This window comes from Sphingomonas sp. Leaf10, from assembly GCF_001421245.1.
Lineage (GTDB): Bacteria > Pseudomonadota > Alphaproteobacteria > Sphingomonadales > Sphingomonadaceae > Sphingomonas.
The window spans coordinates 126,623-143,111 of sequence record NZ_LMKE01000033.1 but is presented as its reverse complement, the minus strand read 5'-3'; the positions used below and the strand labels follow the sequence as shown (position 1 = coordinate 143,111).

Below are 16,489 nucleotides of genomic sequence, written 5' to 3'. Positions count from 1 at the left end.
GGAGGTAAGCCATGCATCTCGATAATCTTTGCGCCATCATTGCCGAGGTCGAACTGATGGGCGGTGACCCGGTCAGTGAAATCCTCGCGCCCAGCGAAGTGCGCGCCATCGCCGAAGCGGTCCTGGCCCTCGGCACGATCGCCTCGCCACGCGGCGAAGCGGCAACGCCCGCGGCGAACCTGTGGATGCAGACGATCCCGCCCTTCATGCACGACTGTTTCAGCGCCTGACCGTTGCGGCCGGGATCGCCCCGGCGCTGCACACGGGATCGACGACGACCGGGCGCGTGATCGCGTGCCCGGTCGTCGTCGTTCTGGCCGCTGTGCGGTGCTGCGACCCGTCGCAACATGGTACGGCACCGACCGATGGGCCATCGTCCGATTTGGTTACGAACAATTAATATAGCTGTCATGTAACCACCCTAGCCGGCGGACAAACCGCAAAGGGGATGTAGCGTGGCAGTTGCTGGGGATATCGCGTTGGTCGGCTATGGTGCCGATTCGGGAGTCAAGTCGTTCGCGTTCGTGCTGCTGGCCGATCTGGCCGGGCAGACCGTCTATTTCACCGACAATGGCTGGCTCGCGGCGGGCGGGTTCCGCCCAAACGAGGGTATCGTCGCCTATGCGCTGCCCGCCGATGCGAAGATCGGGGACGTCTTCCAGGTCAACGGGCTAACCGCGCAGTTCAATCCGTCGACAAGCGGCGACCAGATCCTCGCCTATACCGGTACCGCCGCCAATCCGACCTTCCTGTTCGCGCTCAACTTCGCCGACGGCAAGACCGCGTTCGCGGGCGACGCGACCAATTCGAATACCAGCGCGGTGCCGACCGGCCTGACCGCCGGCAAGGATGCGCTGGCCTTCGCCGAGGACAACGCCACCTATACCGGTCCGACTACCGGCACCCGTGCCGAGATCCTCGACGCGATCGCCAATCGCGTCAATTGGACCACCGACGATGCCGCCGGCGTCGCCTATGCCAAAGGTTTCACCGTCGATGGCGGCGGCAACGCTGGCGCATTCGGCGTTGGCGACGTGGCGGTGGCAGAAGGCGATACCGGAACCACTGACCTCACCTTCACCATCACCCGTGACGGCGGCAGCACCGGCGAGGTGACCGTCGATTTCGCCGCGACCTTCGGCACCGCCGATGCCGGCGACATTGACGGTACGCTGCCAAGCGGCACGCTGACCTTTGCCGCGGGCGAGACCGAAAAGAAGGTAACGATCACCGCGATCGGCGACACCGTGCGCGAATCGGACGAGACGATCGAACTCTCGCTGACCAACGCGACCGGCGGCGCGACGATCGCCGCTGGCGAAGCGACCGCGACGATCCTGAACGACGACGGCACCCCGCCATCGGTCTCGATCGGCGACGTGTCGGTGGTCGAGGGTGATTCGGGCCAGACGCTGGCGACGTTCACCATCACCCGCACCGGCGGCGACGGTGCCTTCTCGGTCGCCTATGAAACGGTGAGCAATACCGCGACCGCCGGCAGCGATTTCGTCGGTGCCAGCGGCCGCGTGGAATTCGCGGCGGGCCAGGAAACGGCGACCGTCTCGATCGCGGTGAACGGCGATACCGTCCGCGAGGGCAACGAGAAATTCTATGTCACGCTGTCGAACGCGACCGATGGCGCGACGCTGACCGATTCGCTGGGCGAAGCGACGATCGTCAACGACGACCTCTTCCGCATCCATGACGTGCAGGGCGCGGCGTTCTTCAGCCCGGTATTGGCGGCCGAAGGGGTCAGCGGGTTCAACATCCGTTCGACCACCACCGTTACCATCCAGGCGGTGGTGACCGCCCTCGATGGCGCCGGTCCGCGGCAGGGCTTCTACCTGAGCGAGGAAACCGCCGACTGGGATTCGAGCGCGCTGACGTCCGAGGGCATTTTCGTGATGACCCGCGACGATCGCAACGTCGGCACGACGCTGGCCACACTCGCACCCGGCCTGCGCGTTGGCGACCTCGTCACCGTCACGGCGAATGTGATGGAGTATCAGGCGTTCGCCAACATGCCCCGTACCGTCCTCACCGCGGTCAGCGGCATCACCATCGACGCCAGCAACCAGGATCTGCCGACGCTGATCCTCGACGGATCGCCCGGCCGCGCCATCCCCAGCGCGATCCTGACCGACGAAGTGCCCAATTACTTCGACGCGGTCGGCGGCGCGGGCTTCGATCCGGCCAATGACGCGCTGGACTTCTTCGAAACGATCGAGGGGATGCGCGTCACCGTCCCCGACATGGTCGTCGCCGACGGCTTCGTCGGGTTGGCAGGCGGCAAGCCGTTCGTGAAAGCCTATTCGACGGTGCATGCCGATGCCGATCAGATCAACAGCCGCGGCGGCTACACGATCGGCGGCGATCCCAGGCTGTCGCCGCCCGACACCGCCGATACCCGCGACGATGTCCGCGCGGGCGGGCGCTATATCCATGACGGCGACACCAATCCCGACATTCTCGAGCTCGACTTCACCGATTTCGCGACCGCCGCCCCGTCCGACCTCGTCACCGCCGCATCGGCGGGTGACAAGCTGGGCGACGTGACCGGCATCGTCGAATTCGACTTCACCGACCTGAAGCTGTTCGTGACCGATCCGGTGACGATCAGGGAAGACACGACTCCGGTGCGCGAGGTGACGACCATCGTCGCCGATTCGCGGGCGCTGACCATCGGCACGTTCAACGTCGAAAATCTGGCGGCGACCGATTCGGCGGCGCGCTTCACCGCGATCGCCGATGCCATCGCCACCAATTTGAAGGCCCCCGACATCCTGACGATCGAGGAGATTCAGGACAATAACGGTGCGGCGGCGGGCGACGGCGCTTCGTCGACCGGTACCGATGCGTCGCTGACGTGGCAGAAGCTGGTCGACGCAGTCAATGCCGCGACCGGGCAGCGCTACCAATGGGTCGACGAACTGCCGGTCTATAATGCCGAGGGTGGTCAGCAGAGCGGCAATATCCGCGTCGGTTTCCTCTACAATACCAACCGGGTGCAGCTCGGCGACCTCGCCGCCGATGCGACGATCGAACAGCGCCGCGCCTTCACCGACCGGATCGGCGACGGCGTGCGCGACGCCGGCGACCGGATCGGCCATGACGACAGCGCGATCGCCGGCCAGATCAATGCCGCCGACTGGACCAACACCCGCAAGTCGCTGCTCGGTCAGTTCAGCTTTGCCGGCAACGACGTCTATGTCGCCGCCAACCACCTGCCGGCCAAGTCGCAGTCGGGCGAGTTCTGGCAGCTCAACCAGGATATCGACAATGGGCAGCCGACCAATGCCCGTTGGGACAAGCGCAATGCCATTGCCGACGATGTGTGGCACATGCTCGACACGATCCAGTCGGCATCGACCGGCAACCGCATCGTCGCCGCCGGTGACTGGAACGAATTCCATTTCAACCGGACGATGGAAGTCGCCACCGGTTATGTCGATGTCGACGGCAATGCCCGCACCGGCGGCGCACGGTTCGACAATCTGACGGTGACCAAGCTGACCGAGGCCGAACGCTATACCTATATGTTCGACGGCCGGTCGCAGGCGATCGACCATGTCATCGTCGACCAGCAGCTGGGCACGGTCGCCAGCTATGACGTCGTCCACATCAACACCGGCTACAACACGCAGGGCGGGACCAATCCGGCGCTGTCGGACCATGACCCTGCGCTCGCCCAGTTCGATTTCCGCAGCTTCGGCGAACGGCTGCGCGGCACCGCCGCCGTCGATCGGATCGAGGGGCTGGGCGGCAACGACCGTATCGACGGGCTGGCCGGCAACGACCAGCTGTTCGGCGGCGACGGCAACGACCTGTTGTTCGGCGGCGCGGGCAGCGACACCCTGGGGGGCGGCGCGGGCAGCGACGTGTTTTTCTATGACGCAACCGGCGCCGGCGGTAAGGACCGGATCAAGGACTTCTCGGCCGAGGATTTCCTCGTCACCACCGTCCGCCTGCGCGACAGCAACAAGAACGGCCAGATCGGCGCCGGCTCCAACAAGGTCTTCGACCTGTCGGGCGGCGGGTCGATCGCGATCGAGGCGGCCAACGGGTCGAGCGTCCGCACGCTCGAATATGACGGCATGCTGATGAAGAACGGCGTCGCCTACTTTGTCTACAGCGCGGTCGGTTCGGCGGCCGATACGGCGGAGGCGCTCGCGCTGCTCTGATCGGATTACCCCGACCGGCAAGGGGCGGAACCGGATTGCCGGTTCCGCCCCTTTTTTGTGTCCGGCGTGGATCGGTCGTCGCGCCGCTACGGTCCTTGGCGGGCGCTGTGCCATGGGCAGGTCTTCGCTTCCGGCCATCCGCCTTCTGCGAGCGGAATATCCCCTTGACGGACGAAGGCCGCAACGTCCCGCCCCGCGCGACGCCCAACCGGTCCCCTGTCCCCCGATGTCCGATCGTGCGACGCAACAAAAAAGAGGCGCCGGCTTTCGCCAGCGCCTCCCTTTACCATCGCCGCAAGAGCGACGGTTTGTTGCCGGCTTAGAGCGCCGGGGTTGCTGCGTCGGGCGCTTCGTAGACGTAGTAGGTCACGCCGTTGTGCGTTTCTTCACCGACGAACTTGATCCGGGTGAGATCCGGAGCCGAGAAGTCGAGCTGACCGCCCGGACCCTTGCTGGGATCGTCCGAACGCGGGCCTTCTGCACCCGACACGTCGAGCACGAAGTTCTTGCCGAAACCGACGACGTTGTTCGTGGTGTTGTCGAACAGCTTGGCGGTGGTGACCAGCTTGTCGCCTGCGCCGAAGCCGGTCAGCACGTCCTGGCCCATGTTCAGGCCGAGCGCGTTGTCGACCAGCAGGGTCTTGTCGCCACCCGAGAAATCATAGGTCTCGTTGCCGACCTTGTTTTCCATGATGTTGGCGCGGCCACCGAACTTCTCGACACTCCAAAGGTTCTTCAGGGTCGCCGAGTTGGCATAGACATGCATACCGTCGACGCCTTCGCCACCCTTGGTGCCGAGATAGCGGAGTTCGTTGACCAGATAGCCTTCACCGGTAACCTGGATCTGGTCCTGGCCGGCCTTCTTCTTGCTGGTACGATCGATATCCAGCACGCCGTTGCTGCCGAACTGGATGAAGCCGTCGTCGTTACCGTCGAAGATCTTCTGATAGTTCAGGATCGAGTCATTATACCCGAAATTCTGCAGCTGGTCGTCACCGACTTCGACGTTGTTGAAAACGAACGCCTTCGAAGCACCCGCGCCGTCATAGATATCGCTACCCGAATTTGCGGTGATCTGCACTTCGGTGGCGCTCACGATCAGCTTTTCGTTGCTGCGGAACTTAGGAACCGTATCGACCATGGTATTCCTCCCTCAAATACTAAAAAAAACGTGTCGGTCAGCACGCCCGCCGTTCCAGGCGCACTGTGCTTAAAGCGGCATTTACGTAGAATTTCTTGGACCGTCAAGGATTTCTAAACACCTCTCCATGAACAGGCGTCCAACAAATCCAGCTATAGGACAGCCGTTAACCGTCAAAATCCGTTGACCACAGAGCAGGGCATCATCGGGCGCCGGCTTTTTCTACTGCGGATGAAGTATCTGCGGAGCAGCCACGACGAGCCGCCTCCGACAACGGACGGCCAGAGGCAACTGCACACCGCGAAGTGCCCGAATATTATACCGTTACTTTAGAATCGGGACACGAAGACGCGGTTATACGAACGACCATACGCGACTTCCGGTCAGAAGCCTGTCGTCGCTCGATACGGATTTCGGTCGATATCCGGCGGCATCACGCCACCGACGGCATCAGCAGCGCGCTACGCCGTACCGCCGATTGATCCATTCGGACATAAATCCCCCGTCTCCCCGTCGCCTGCATTACGATAAACGCACATGGATGCAAGTTGGATTGCGGCATCGCACCATGACTTTTGTGCCAGAAATCCCGCTTCGGGACGACTTGTGCCATTTTCGTCACGGTCAGGGTGCGTTCGTTAAAATTCGGTAATATTGGCTGGCGCTTTTTTGTGATGTGCGCATCATCGCGGCAGTTGTTCAGGGAGCGTAGCGTTGCCCGATTTGCCGAGTGCCCCGCCACCTGCCCTGGCCAGCATTGCCGCCGTCATGTCGCAACGCCCGATCGCCGCGCCGCTTTGGCGTGGGGTCCGATCGGCCGGACTGACCTGCATCGCCGCCACGCCCGATCAATGCGCGATCCTTCTCGCAACTGCGCAAAAGGGCGCGCCGGTGCCGGTCGACGGCTCCGACGCCGCCGACCGGGCCCGCGTACAGATCACCGCCGATCTGACGCCGATCGATGGCCGACCGGCGATCAGGCTGTCCGCACGGCCATCGATCGTGATGGACGATGCACAGGGGGAATGGAACGGTCCGGCGGTCATCGCCGGCGGGGGTGAGGATTTCGCGACCCTCGCCGAACGCGCGCTGGACCGGGCGCTGCCATGGCGCGGCGCACGACCGGATAACCGACTTACAGGGGAGACGAACTGATGGAAAATGGTGCTCTGGTACCCGGCACGCCGGTGGAACGTGACTGGCCGCTGGGCGGTGCCGACGATATCGCCGAGTCGCTGTCGCTCGATCCGTTCGCGGGACAGACCTATGCGAACAAGCCGATCGCCACGCCGACCCAGGCGGGCAACATCCTGACCCGCTCCGGCTGGAACTGGAATATCAACAACTATGGCGAGCTGAACGACGGCGTCCTGAATTTCGGCTTCTGGAACAGCTATGCCGAGCTGGCCAACAGCTATTACGTCAACGCGACCGGCACGATCGCGCTTGACGAAGCCTTTTATGCAGACGCCTTTTCGGCGTTCAACGCCGACCAGCGGATGATGGCCCGCGCCGGGATCGCATTATGGGACGACCTGATCGCGATCACCTTCAAGGAAACCAAGTCGTATAATGCCGACATCACCTTCGGCAACACCGACACCGGCGGTGCGCAGGCCTATGCCTATCTGCCGTTCGGCAACATCTTCGACGATTCGGATTTCGCCAAATTCTACGATCTCGAGGATTATGGCCGGCTGAGCGGCGACGTGTGGATCGACGGGTTCGTCAGCTCGAACTTCTTCCCGGTTCGCGACAGCTTCTATGCCAAGACCACGATCATCCACGAACTCGGCCACTCGTTGGGCCTGAGCCATCCGGGCGATTACAATGCGCTCGACGACGATGACGGCGATGGTCAGCCCGATCCGATCACCTATGCTAACGACGCCGCCTATGCGCAGGATTCGGCGCAATATTCGATCATGAGCTATTTCGACGCGTACGAAACCGGCGCGCAGCATATCGATTGGGCCAATCTGCGGTTCGGCTATGCATCGACGCCGATGGTCCACGATATCGTTGCGATCCAGAAGCTGTACGGCGCCGACAAGACGACCCGGACCGGCGACACCGTCTATGGCTTCAATTCGACCGCCAACCGCGCCGAATATGATTTCGGCAAGAACGCCGCGCCGATCGTCGCCATCTATGATGCGGGCGGCAACGACACGCTCGACTTCTCGGGGTGGAACACGCCGTCGGTCATCGACCTGAATGCCGGCGCCTTCTCGTCGGGTGGCGGGATCGAGGCGTTCCTGACGCTTGACCAGGTCAACGCCAATCGTGCGGCACAGGGCCTTGCCGCACGCAGCCAGGCGACGTTCGATGCCTATACCGCGCTGCGCGACGAACTGGGCCTGACCAACGGGTTGTACAAGGACAATATCTCGATCGCGTACGGCGTCACGATCGAGAATGCGATCGGCGGCGGCGGCAACGACCGGCTGGTCGGGAACCAGGTCGCCAACAAGCTGACCGGCGGCGCGGGGCGCGATATCTTCGAACTGCGCACTGCCGGCGTATCGGGCGTCGATGCCGTCACCGATTGGCAGCGCGGCGACGTGCTGGCGGTCGACCGGGCGATCCGCGACAACAATAATGACGGCATCATCACGTGGCGGGCCGGCGCGCTGGCGCTCGACACCGGCGATGGCGATGCGGTCGTGCTGACCGGTGCGAACAGCGCCGCCGGGCTGCGGCTGATGGGCAGCGTCGACGGCGTCTTTTATTATGGCGACGCCCGCGTCCGCCCGGTCGCCGGACGCAACCAGCAGGTCGCCGAAAGCGGTTTCGGCGACGACGTCCTGAAATCGTCGAGCAACAAGAAGATCAGCGACATCTTCTTCTTCGACACCGCCAATCCGGTCGCGGGCCTCGGCAATGATTCGCTGACCTTCACCGCACGCGACCTGATCGTCACCACGACGGCGCTGTTCGACGGCAACAATGACGGCATCATCCGCTTCGACGACGGCATCCTCGACCTGTCGGGCGCGGGCGGCACCGTCGCCATCACCGGCACGCGGGCGCTGGAGTTCGACGGGATGATCGAACAGAACGGCCTGCGCTTCTACATCTACAGCGCGGTCGGATCGAGCGTCGGCATGGGCAGCGTCGACGTATAAGGCCACAAGGGGCACGGTCCGCCGGTAGGGCGGACCGTGCCTTCCCCCTTCGCAAAACCGGCAAGGCTCTGCTATTGGCGGGGCTTCGCTGGGAAGGGATCGATCGCCGTGACGTTTGGCCATAAGCACGCGGCGGCGCGGTGAACCGCGTCGCACTTCAGGCCGGCACCGGCCGCGACTCGGTGGCGCTGCGCTGGGTCATGACGCTGCTCCCGCCGTTCGCCATCGCCTATAACGGCATCTTCGCCGCCGCCGCCGCTGCCGGTGCGCCGATGAACAACGCGATCGTCATCGTCGCCGAACTGGCGATCATCCTCGGCTCGATCGGGCTGTCCTTCTTTCGCGACGGCATCCGGCGCGAGGATGTGGCGCCGCTGCTGCTCGTCGCGGGCATCGCCGCCGTCGCGCTGATCGGGTCGCTGGTATTCGAACGCCCGATGATCGAAGGGGTGCGCAACGCGCTCATCATCGCCGCCTTCACCATCCTCGGCATACGCTGCGACGAACGCATGGTGCGGATCGCCTTCGCGGTCAGTTGCTGCATCGCGCTCGGCGTGTTGCTGCTGGAGATCAGCAGCGTCGACACCTATGCCTCGATCTTCCAGCCCGCCAGCTATCTGACCAAGACGCGCGGCTTCGTCGTGAAGGAATTCATGGACGAAAACTCGCTGGCGATCGGGACGATCTCGTATAACGGGCGTTTCAGCTTCGGCCTGTATGACGGGCCGCGTACCTCGTCGATCTTCCTCGAACAGGTCGGCATCAACTGTTTCTCGATCGTCATCATGGTGTATCTGTGCACCCTGTGGCAGCGGCTGAGCATCGCCGAGCGGGTACTGGCACTGGTCACCGTGTTCCTGATCGTCGTCACCAACAATGCGCGCATGTCGTCGCTGTTGGCGCCGCTGTTCCTGATCGGCTATTTCCTGTTCCCGCGCCTGCCGCGCTATTGGCAGGGACTGATCCCGGTCGTGTCGCTGGCGGCGACCTTCCTGCTGTTCGTCTTCATTCCGTGGCGCACCGGCGACGATCCGGTCGGGCGGCTCGGCACGACCTATCGCTATCTGACCGAATATGACGCCATCGGTTATCTGTTCGGCGTGCCGGCGCTGATCCCGCGCACCGGCGATACCGGCTATGGCTTCCTGATCGCGTCGATGGGGCTGGCCGGCGCGTTCATCTACTGGGCGTATTTCATCATCGTCGTGCCCCAGAATTCGGACACGTCGCGCCGCGCGGCTTGGGCCGCCGCGCTCTATGTCTATGTCTGGCTGCTGGTCGGCGGCACCGGCACCTTCTCGATGAAGTCGGCGCCGTTGCTGTGGCTGCTGCTCGGCTATTGCCGCGCGACCTATATGCCGGTGCGGGACGATCCCGCCCGCCGGCAGGCCGAGGCCCACCGGCTGACCCCGCGCGAGCGCATGGCCCGGCGGCGGGTCGTCACCAGTTGAACGGTCAGTGCCCGCGGAACAGGTGGACCGCGGCCAGAATCGCCAGCCACGGCGTCGCCGCATAGATCGCCAGCGTCAGCAGGCGCTGGCGCGGCGACCATTTGAACGGTTGCGCGACGGGCGCCACGTCGAAGCTGACGACGTTCCCCCGCGTCGCGTCGGACACCGCGCCCGATCGCAGCGCGGTGATGAACTCGCAGCCATATTGGGTGCCCTCGCCCCAGATCACGGTCGCCTCGACCGTGCCGACGCCGGCAAGGCCCAGCAGCACCGACTCACCGACGGCCAGCGGATGACCGGTCCGGATCCGGCAGCCATGCCGGGTCAGGTCGAGCAGCGCGCTATGCACCGGCGGCCGTCCCGAAACGCGCAACACGCATGCACGACCGACCGAAACACGGTCGTCATCGCGGCGACCGACAAGCTGTTCTTCAATTATGCGTGCCTGAAGACTCATGGCATCCTCCATCTGGCTACACACCAGATAGCGGATCAGGTCTTACCAAAGCTTTTCTGCACGGCGCGGAATGATGGTTACTAAACAATGGTTGGTAAACGCGTAGTAAACAATTTCGTCTTTATTGTTCACCAAAAATCGTAACGATCAGATCGACCAGGTTACTGCTCGGATATCACGTGCCGGACTGCCGGCGACCAGCATACCGGGGGCAACGTCGCGCACCACGATCGATCCGGCGGCGATCACCGCCCCCGGTCCGATCGTCACGCCCTTCAGGATCATCGCGCCCATGCCGATCCACACATCGTCGCCGATCACCACCGGTGCGGTCCGGGCACGCGCGCCGGTCAGATCGTGATGGTCGGTGTCCATGATGACGGTCCGCGCGGCGATGGCGACGCGGTGCCCGATCGTCACTGCCTGATGGCAATCGATCCGCACGTCGTCGGCCAGATACCCGCTGCCCAGCGTCAGCCGTCCGCCCTTGCTTACCCGGATTTCGACGCCGCGATGCAGAGCGAAAATGCCGTCGACCCGCATCGCCCCGCCCGGCCGCACCGCGACCTCGGTCCCGCGTGACACCTGGCCCGGCCAGCATTTACCGATCGCCAGCCGCCCCTTGCCGCTGAGCGGTCCGGCGATCGACAGGCGCGCACGACGATAGAGGATGACGCGGAACGGCGTCCTGAGATTGGCGAACAGCGTCGCCAGCGGCCTTAACCGCAGCAACAACCGCAGGACCGGTTTCAGGCGCAAAAGTAAACCCAAGTCAATTTCCTCGTCGATTCGCGACGAACGAAATTACTCCGAATTGGTTCAATATGTGTTTTTATGCACGACGACCTTCACCGTCATCGCCAGGATGGTGACGTCGCGCCAGAACGACCAGGCGGCCGCATATTCCAGATCGGCCTGCAACCGGCGGGTCAGGTCCTCGACATGGTTGGTCGCACCGCGATAGCCGCGCACCTGTGCCAAACCGGTGATGCCGGGCTTCAGCGCGTGGCGATGCCAGTACCGGGTGTCGACGTCCCAGAACAGGTGATTGCCCGCTAGCGACCCCAGCGCGTGGGGGCGCGGGCCGACGACGCTCATCTGGCCGAACAACACGTTCAGCAACTGCGGCAGCTCGTCGATGCTCGTGCGGCGGATGAAATAGCCGACGCGGGTGATGCGATCGTCGTCGCGGCTGGTCGAAACATTGCCGTCGGCATCGCATTGCTCGACGCGCATGCTGCGGAACTTCAGGATATCGAAGAACTCGTTGCCGCGGCCGACACGCCGCTGGCGGAACAACACCGGCCCCGGGCTGTCGAGCTTGATGAGCAGCGCGGTCAGCAACAGCGCGGGCGCCAGCGCAATCAACGCGGGCACGCACACCGCCAGGTCGAACGCGCGCTTGGCAAAGGCATCACGCAGCGACAGCGGCCCGACCGACACGGTCAGCGTCGGGCGATCCGCGATATGCGACACCCCCAGCGCCCCGAAGTGCGAGATGGTGTCGACGACCACGTCCCCGCGAACATTCGCCCCCTTCAGTAACATCGCCCAGTCCTGGCAACGCCCCTCCGAACAGGCGACCACCACCCGTTCGCATTCGCGGATCAGCGAACCGAAGGCGTTGAGCATCGCCGGATCGCGCAGATCGGGGACGAGGCCGATATCGCTCGCCCGGACGACACGGAACCCCGGCGGCGCCGTCATGTCGGCACCGTCGAGGATCAGCATCTGCACCAGCAACCGGTCGCGCAATTTCGATTCGACGTAGATCGCGACGATCTGTCGGAACACGACCAGCGTCAGCGTACCGACGACCATCGCGATACTGATCAGCAGGCGCGACAGGTCGCGCTCCAGCTTCAGGAAATAGGACAGCAGGAACAGCACGCCATAGGTGAACAGCAGCGCGCGGACCGCAGGCGCGGTGTCGACCGACACGTCCTGCGTCGATCGCAGCGAGAAGGCGCCGGAATTGAACGCGATGCCGGTGTAGACGATCGCCGTCACCGTCAGCAGCTCGAACAGCTTGAAGTCGGACTTCAGCAAATGGCTCGGCAACAGGAAACCGAACGCGATGGCGGTGATGTCGAGCAAGAGCAACGTGGCATATAGCCGCAGGCGGAGCGCGTGCGGGGTCAGCCAGAATCGCGAACTTCTGGCTGCGCCAGCAATATCCGTTCCGGAATCGGCTGGTATTCCTGTCACCCTGATCCCCGATGTCCGTTATAGGCCGGTAACGGCTATAGTTGGTCTTGGTCTTGAAGCCCGTACGTGCGCCGCGCGTCCATGGAACAGTTGCGCTTGGGGCGCAAGTCCATGGCGGCGCGGTCGTTCAGGCGGTGGTACGGTAAAAGCGTTACCATCTCTTTACTTCGCTGCGGCGCGATACAAGTCGTAAAATGCATCGACATGCCCGCGCCAACCGAAACGTGCGTCGAGCAGTGTATCCAACGCGCCGGGATCGGGCCGATCGATCGTCGGCCAGTCGCGCGCGAACGCCGCGCCCGACGCCGGATCGGTGAAATCGACGATGCGGCCGAACCCCATCGTCTCGATCGTCCGTTCGAAAGCGGGAATGGCGTTGAGCACCGGATAGAGGTGCGCCGAAGCCCCCTCGATCGCCGCCAGACCAAAGCCCTCATAGCTGGATGCCGATACATAGACCGACGACCGGCGCACGATATCGGCGATCTCGGCATCGGTCGGGGTCACCACCACCTCGACCGCGTCGGCGACACCGGCGACAGCGGCACGGTCGCGCAATTCGCTCGCCTCCACGCCCATCGGCTTGCCCGCGATCACCAGCCGCCATGCCGGTTCGATCGAACGCGCCTGCGCAAACCATGGCAGCAGTTCGAACAGCCCCTTGTTCGGCGCCAACCGACCGAAATACAACATCGTGAGCGCCGACGGATCGGCCAGCCCGCGAAACTTGTCGAGGCTGACGCCATTTTCGATCAGCCGCAGGTTGCGTGGACGGATCTGCTGGAACCGGTCGTAATCCTGCGTACTCGACGCCCCCGTCCCGGCATAGGCGCGCATCGCCGTACGCGTGACGGTCGAGAAATACCGCAGCTTCATCTTGCCGGCGAACTGGGTGTGGAAGAAGCCGCCATGGGTCGACAGCACCAGCGTGCGGCCATGGATCGGCTTGGTCAGCGCCAGATAGTCGAACAGGAAGTCGACGCCGTGGACATGGACGATATCCGCACCGTTCAGGTGGCGCAGAACGGCGGGCGCGACCGGATAGCGTTTCGACCCCTTCCACCCGACGCGGCGGATCTCGATCCCGTCGATCGCGTCGTGATGCGGCAGCTTGGCCGTTGCATCGTCGTCGAAGATGGTGTCGAGCGTCACCACGCGGACGCCATGCCCGTCGCGCTGCTGGTATCGCGCCAGTTGCAGCACGCATTCCTCCATGCCGCCGATCCCCGGATGGAATTGGCGGACGACATGGACGATCGACAATGACCGATCGGCGCTCATCGCCGCGGCTCCGGTCGATCGTGGCGCGGGCCGGGAACCGGTCCGGGACCGGCGGAAAGTGCCGGGTTCAGCATCCGTTGATACTCCGATGGAGGACAGGTGAATCGATCGTCCTTGGGACATTCGATCTTGAACAGATAGCGGTCGGGCCACATCCGGCCCCCGCCCCACCATGTGATGCCCAGCAGCACGTCGCTATTGGCGCGGAACTGCGCCACGGCATCGGCACCGACCGCCATGCAACCGGGCGGGATCGCCGCATAGCTGCCGAACGCCGATTCGGTGATATAGCCGCGCAGGCCGCGCCGCCGCAGCTGCTTGGCGAACCGGTCGAACCCGCTGTCGGCACGCGGCTCGCCCTTGTCGTTCGTGCAATCGCGCTTGGTTCCAGAACCGTCCGCATCGAAATAGCGATGGCCGTTCAGGAAGGTGCGGTCGATCGGGTCGAGCGGCCCCGGCGTCCGGTCGAGCGCGCAGCCGGCACTCTCGCATTCACGCCCCGCCGGCTCGCGCTTGTCGAAACGCTGGATGCCCGAATAACCCGGCCATTGCAGCAGGATCGGATGGCGGATGCCACCCCGGCGCAGTCCGGCGATCACCGCCTTGGCTTCGCTCGCCCATGGCATCCAGGTGACGTGGTCGGGTTCGTTGACCAGGTCGATCATCACCGACCCGTCGTCGGGAAACTGCCGCGCCAGATCGGTCCAGAACGCGATCTGCTCACCGACCGGGTTCCAGCGCGAATTGTGATTGTCGAGGATCAGCGGCACCCCGCGCGACCGGGTGAACGCCGCGATCGCCTTCAGCTCCTCGACCCGGTCGGGGGTCATCCGGCTGGGGCGGAACGGATAGCGGATCATGCCGAAGCGCAGCCGGTCGACCGCGTTGCGCACATCGGCCAGCGTCGGGCGGGCGCCGTCATTCTCGCGGCCCTCGGCACCCGACAGGTTGACGCCGAATTTGGGCGGCGGGGCGGGCCGGCGCGGCGGGTCGCTGGGTTCGGCTTCGCCCTGCCCGTTGCAGCCCGCGACCAGCATCATCGCGGCCAGCAGCAATGCCGCGCACCTCACGACGCCGTCCCCCGCCGCCGGGTAAGCGAACGCGCCGCATCCTCGATCAGCGACACCAGAAACGCGCCCAGCAACCAGCGCGGCCGACGCCACAACAGGATCAGCGCCACGACCAGCAGCACCGCCCCCGATACGCTAAGCGTCACCAGCGCGGGCGCCGCCGCCCGTCGCAACGCGGTGACCACCGGCAGGACGACCGCCACGCTCAACGCCGCCAGCAGCACGCCATGAACATGGCTAGCGACGAACGCGCGCAGATCGACGCCGGCGATGCGACACGCGTTGACGTTGATGATGAGGTAGGATGCGACCACGGCGATACTCCCTGCCAGCGCAACCGCTTCGATACCATAGGGATAGGCGATCAACGCCCCGCCCACGACCATCGCCAGATACACGAACTGGTTGAATATCATCGCGCCCGTCGCCGCCCGCGCCCGCTGCAACGATCCCCCGATCTTCGACCCGAGGCGGAAATAGCTTGCCGAACACAGGATCGCGAACGGGCCGATCACCGCCGCCCACCGCGATCCGAGGATGATATCAATTACTTCGGGCGCCAGCACCGCCAGCAGGGCCGACATCGGCATGCCGATCGCCGCGGTCAGTTCGGTCCCGCGCAGGAAGGCGGCGCGCAGCCGGACGGCATCGTCCTGTACCTGCGCCATTGCCGGGAATACCAGTCGTTCGGCGATGCGGGTGTAGAGTTCGGACGGCACGCTCATCAGGTTGAACGCGCGCGAATAGATACCCAGCGCCGCCGCATCCATCGTCCGCCCGACGATCAGATTGTTCGATCGCAGCGCAAAGAAATTGAGGATCCGCGCCAGCGAAAAGCCGGCACCGCGCCCCATCAACCGCCTCGTGCCGGCCCGCGTCAGCAGCGGTCGCATCGGCGGGCGGACGATCGCGACCAGCCACCCCGCCTTGAACGCCGTCTCGACCAGCGCCGCCGCGACCAGCGCCCAATAGCCCCAGCCGAGCCATGCCAGCAGGATGCCGACCCCGCCGGTGCCGACGATCCGCGCCAGCACCTGCGCGATCATCACCCGCCGCACGTCGAGCCGCCGGACCAGCAGGTTTTCGGGCACGATGCCGAACGACTGGATGACGAACACCAGCGCCAGCACGCGCAGCACGTCGGTCACGCCATCGATGTTGAGGAAATCGCCAGCCAGCGGCGCCAGAAGCTGCGCGAGCAGAAAATAGCCGATGCCGGTCACGAAGACGAGCGTGCCGGCGATCCGCAGATCGTCGCGGGTCAGCCCCGGCATCTGCACGATCGTCGCGCCGATGCCGATCTCGGCCAGCAACAGCGCCAGTTCGATGAAGATCGTCGCGCCGGCGATCACGCCGAAATCATGCGGGAACAGGATGCGGGCGAGGACGGCGGTGAAGCCCAGTTCGACCGCCTTCGACGCCAGTTGCAGCGCGGTGGTCCACCCTGCCCCCGCCGCCAGCGTGCGTTTCATCGACCCCGGCGGGCCGGCGCGCGCCACCGGATCGCGATCGTCGATACGGCTGTCGTCGCTCATCGATCGCGCAGGCCGTGCGAACGGACCGGCGGACGCT

At 64.5% G+C, this 16,489-nt stretch carries 12 protein-coding genes; 5 read left to right on the top strand and 7 right to left on the bottom strand.

The genetic code is table 11. From position 1 onward, the window contains the following. The first annotated feature begins 11 nt into the window (after positions 1 to 11). Together ASE59_RS17345 and ASE59_RS17340 are read left to right on the top strand one after the other, a co-directional pair. The gene (locus ASE59_RS17345) at positions 12 to 230 is read left to right on the top strand and encodes a hypothetical protein (RefSeq protein WP_056459304.1); all 219 of its coding nucleotides are present in this window, start codon (positions 12 to 14) and stop codon (positions 228 to 230) included. Positions 231 to 455: 225 nt separating this feature from the next. Next, the gene (locus ASE59_RS17340; protein ID WP_082458550.1) at positions 456 to 4,181 is read left to right on the top strand and encodes a Calx-beta domain-containing protein; all 3,726 of its coding nucleotides are present in this window, start codon (positions 456 to 458) and stop codon (positions 4,179 to 4,181) included. A 319-nt stretch (positions 4,182 to 4,500) separates the two neighbouring features. On the opposite strand, the gene ASE59_RS17335 is transcribed toward ASE59_RS17340, so the two are convergent. Further along, positions 4,501 to 5,322, bottom strand: coding sequence for a hypothetical protein (locus ASE59_RS17335; protein ID WP_056459299.1), 822 nt, complete (start codon positions 5,320 to 5,322; stop codon positions 4,501 to 4,503). Between the two features lie 768 nt (positions 5,323 to 6,090). Between ASE59_RS17335 and ASE59_RS17330 the strand changes: the two genes are divergently transcribed. The 3 genes from ASE59_RS17330 (at position 6,091) to ASE59_RS17320 (ending at position 9,901) form a co-directional block, all read left to right on the top strand. Beyond that, positions 6,091 to 6,477 (top strand): hypothetical protein, encoded by a 387-nt coding sequence (locus ASE59_RS17330; protein ID WP_056459294.1) that lies wholly within the window; start codon positions 6,091 to 6,093, stop codon positions 6,475 to 6,477. Further along, complete coding sequence (locus ASE59_RS17325; RefSeq protein WP_056459292.1) at positions 6,477 to 8,450, top strand: M10 family metallopeptidase C-terminal domain-containing protein; 1,974 nt, start codon at positions 6,477 to 6,479, stop codon at positions 8,448 to 8,450. The genes ASE59_RS17330 and ASE59_RS17325 overlap by 1 nt, the downstream gene beginning before the upstream one ends. A gap of 140 nt (positions 8,451 to 8,590) precedes the next feature. After that, positions 8,591 to 9,901, top strand: coding sequence for a hypothetical protein (locus ASE59_RS17320; protein WP_056459290.1), 1,311 nt, complete (start codon positions 8,591 to 8,593; stop codon positions 9,899 to 9,901). Between the two features lie 4 nt (positions 9,902 to 9,905). Here ASE59_RS17320 and ASE59_RS17315 read toward each other — a convergent pair whose 3' ends face one another. The 6 genes from ASE59_RS17315 to ASE59_RS17290 all read right to left on the bottom strand — a co-directional run bounded on the left by ASE59_RS17315 (position 9,906) and on the right by ASE59_RS17290 (position 16,452). Continuing rightward, positions 9,906 to 10,358 (bottom strand): PilZ domain-containing protein, encoded by a 453-nt coding sequence (locus tag ASE59_RS17315; RefSeq protein ID WP_056459287.1) that lies wholly within the window; start codon positions 10,356 to 10,358, stop codon positions 9,906 to 9,908. A 147-nt stretch (positions 10,359 to 10,505) separates the two neighbouring features. Further along, the gene (locus ASE59_RS21005; protein ID WP_321163236.1) at positions 10,506 to 11,129 is read right to left on the bottom strand and encodes an acyltransferase; all 624 of its coding nucleotides are present in this window, start codon (positions 11,127 to 11,129) and stop codon (positions 10,506 to 10,508) included. 48 nt (positions 11,130 to 11,177) lie between these two features. Continuing rightward, positions 11,178 to 12,455: an exopolysaccharide biosynthesis polyprenyl glycosylphosphotransferase gene (locus tag ASE59_RS17305; protein ID WP_056459282.1), complete on the bottom strand. Its 1,278-nt coding sequence runs from the start codon at positions 12,453 to 12,455 to the stop codon at positions 11,178 to 11,180. Positions 12,456 to 12,728: 273 nt separating this feature from the next. Then, entirely contained in the window at positions 12,729 to 13,847 is a 1,119-nt protein-coding gene (locus tag ASE59_RS19985; protein WP_056459279.1) for a glycosyltransferase family 4 protein, read from the bottom strand. Beyond that, a complete protein-coding gene (locus ASE59_RS17295; RefSeq protein WP_156360160.1) occupies positions 13,844 to 14,917 on the bottom strand; it encodes a cellulase family glycosylhydrolase in 1,074 nt (357 codons plus the stop codon). The genes ASE59_RS19985 and ASE59_RS17295 overlap by 4 nt, the downstream gene beginning before the upstream one ends. Then, positions 14,914 to 16,452 (bottom strand): lipopolysaccharide biosynthesis protein, encoded by a 1,539-nt coding sequence (locus ASE59_RS17290; protein WP_056459274.1) that lies wholly within the window; start codon positions 16,450 to 16,452, stop codon positions 14,914 to 14,916. Before ASE59_RS17290 ends, ASE59_RS17295 begins: the two co-directional genes overlap by 4 nt. Between the last annotated feature and the right edge of the window lie 37 nt (positions 16,453 to 16,489).

What these genes read in the sequence shown, in the direction of transcription:
- ASE59_RS17345 (WP_056459304.1), top strand. Translation starts at nt 12, where the DNA reads ATGCATCTCGATAATCTTTGCGCCATCATTGCCGAGGTCGAACTGATG.
- ASE59_RS17335 (WP_056459299.1), bottom strand. Translation starts at nt 5,322, where the DNA reads ATGGTCGATACGGTTCCTAAGTTCCGCAGCAACGAAAAGCTGATCGTG.
- ASE59_RS17330 (WP_056459294.1), top strand. Translation starts at nt 6,091, where the DNA reads ATGTCGCAACGCCCGATCGCCGCGCCGCTTTGGCGTGGGGTCCGATCG.
- ASE59_RS17325 (WP_056459292.1), top strand. Translation starts at nt 6,477, where the DNA reads ATGGAAAATGGTGCTCTGGTACCCGGCACGCCGGTGGAACGTGACTGG.
- ASE59_RS17315 (WP_056459287.1), bottom strand. Translation starts at nt 10,358, where the DNA reads ATGAGTCTTCAGGCACGCATAATTGAAGAACAGCTTGTCGGTCGCCGC.
- ASE59_RS19985 (WP_056459279.1), bottom strand. Translation starts at nt 13,847, where the DNA reads ATGAGCGCCGATCGGTCATTGTCGATCGTCCATGTCGTCCGCCAATTC.
- ASE59_RS17290 (WP_056459274.1), bottom strand. Translation starts at nt 16,452, where the DNA reads ATGAGCGACGACAGCCGTATCGACGATCGCGATCCGGTGGCGCGCGCC.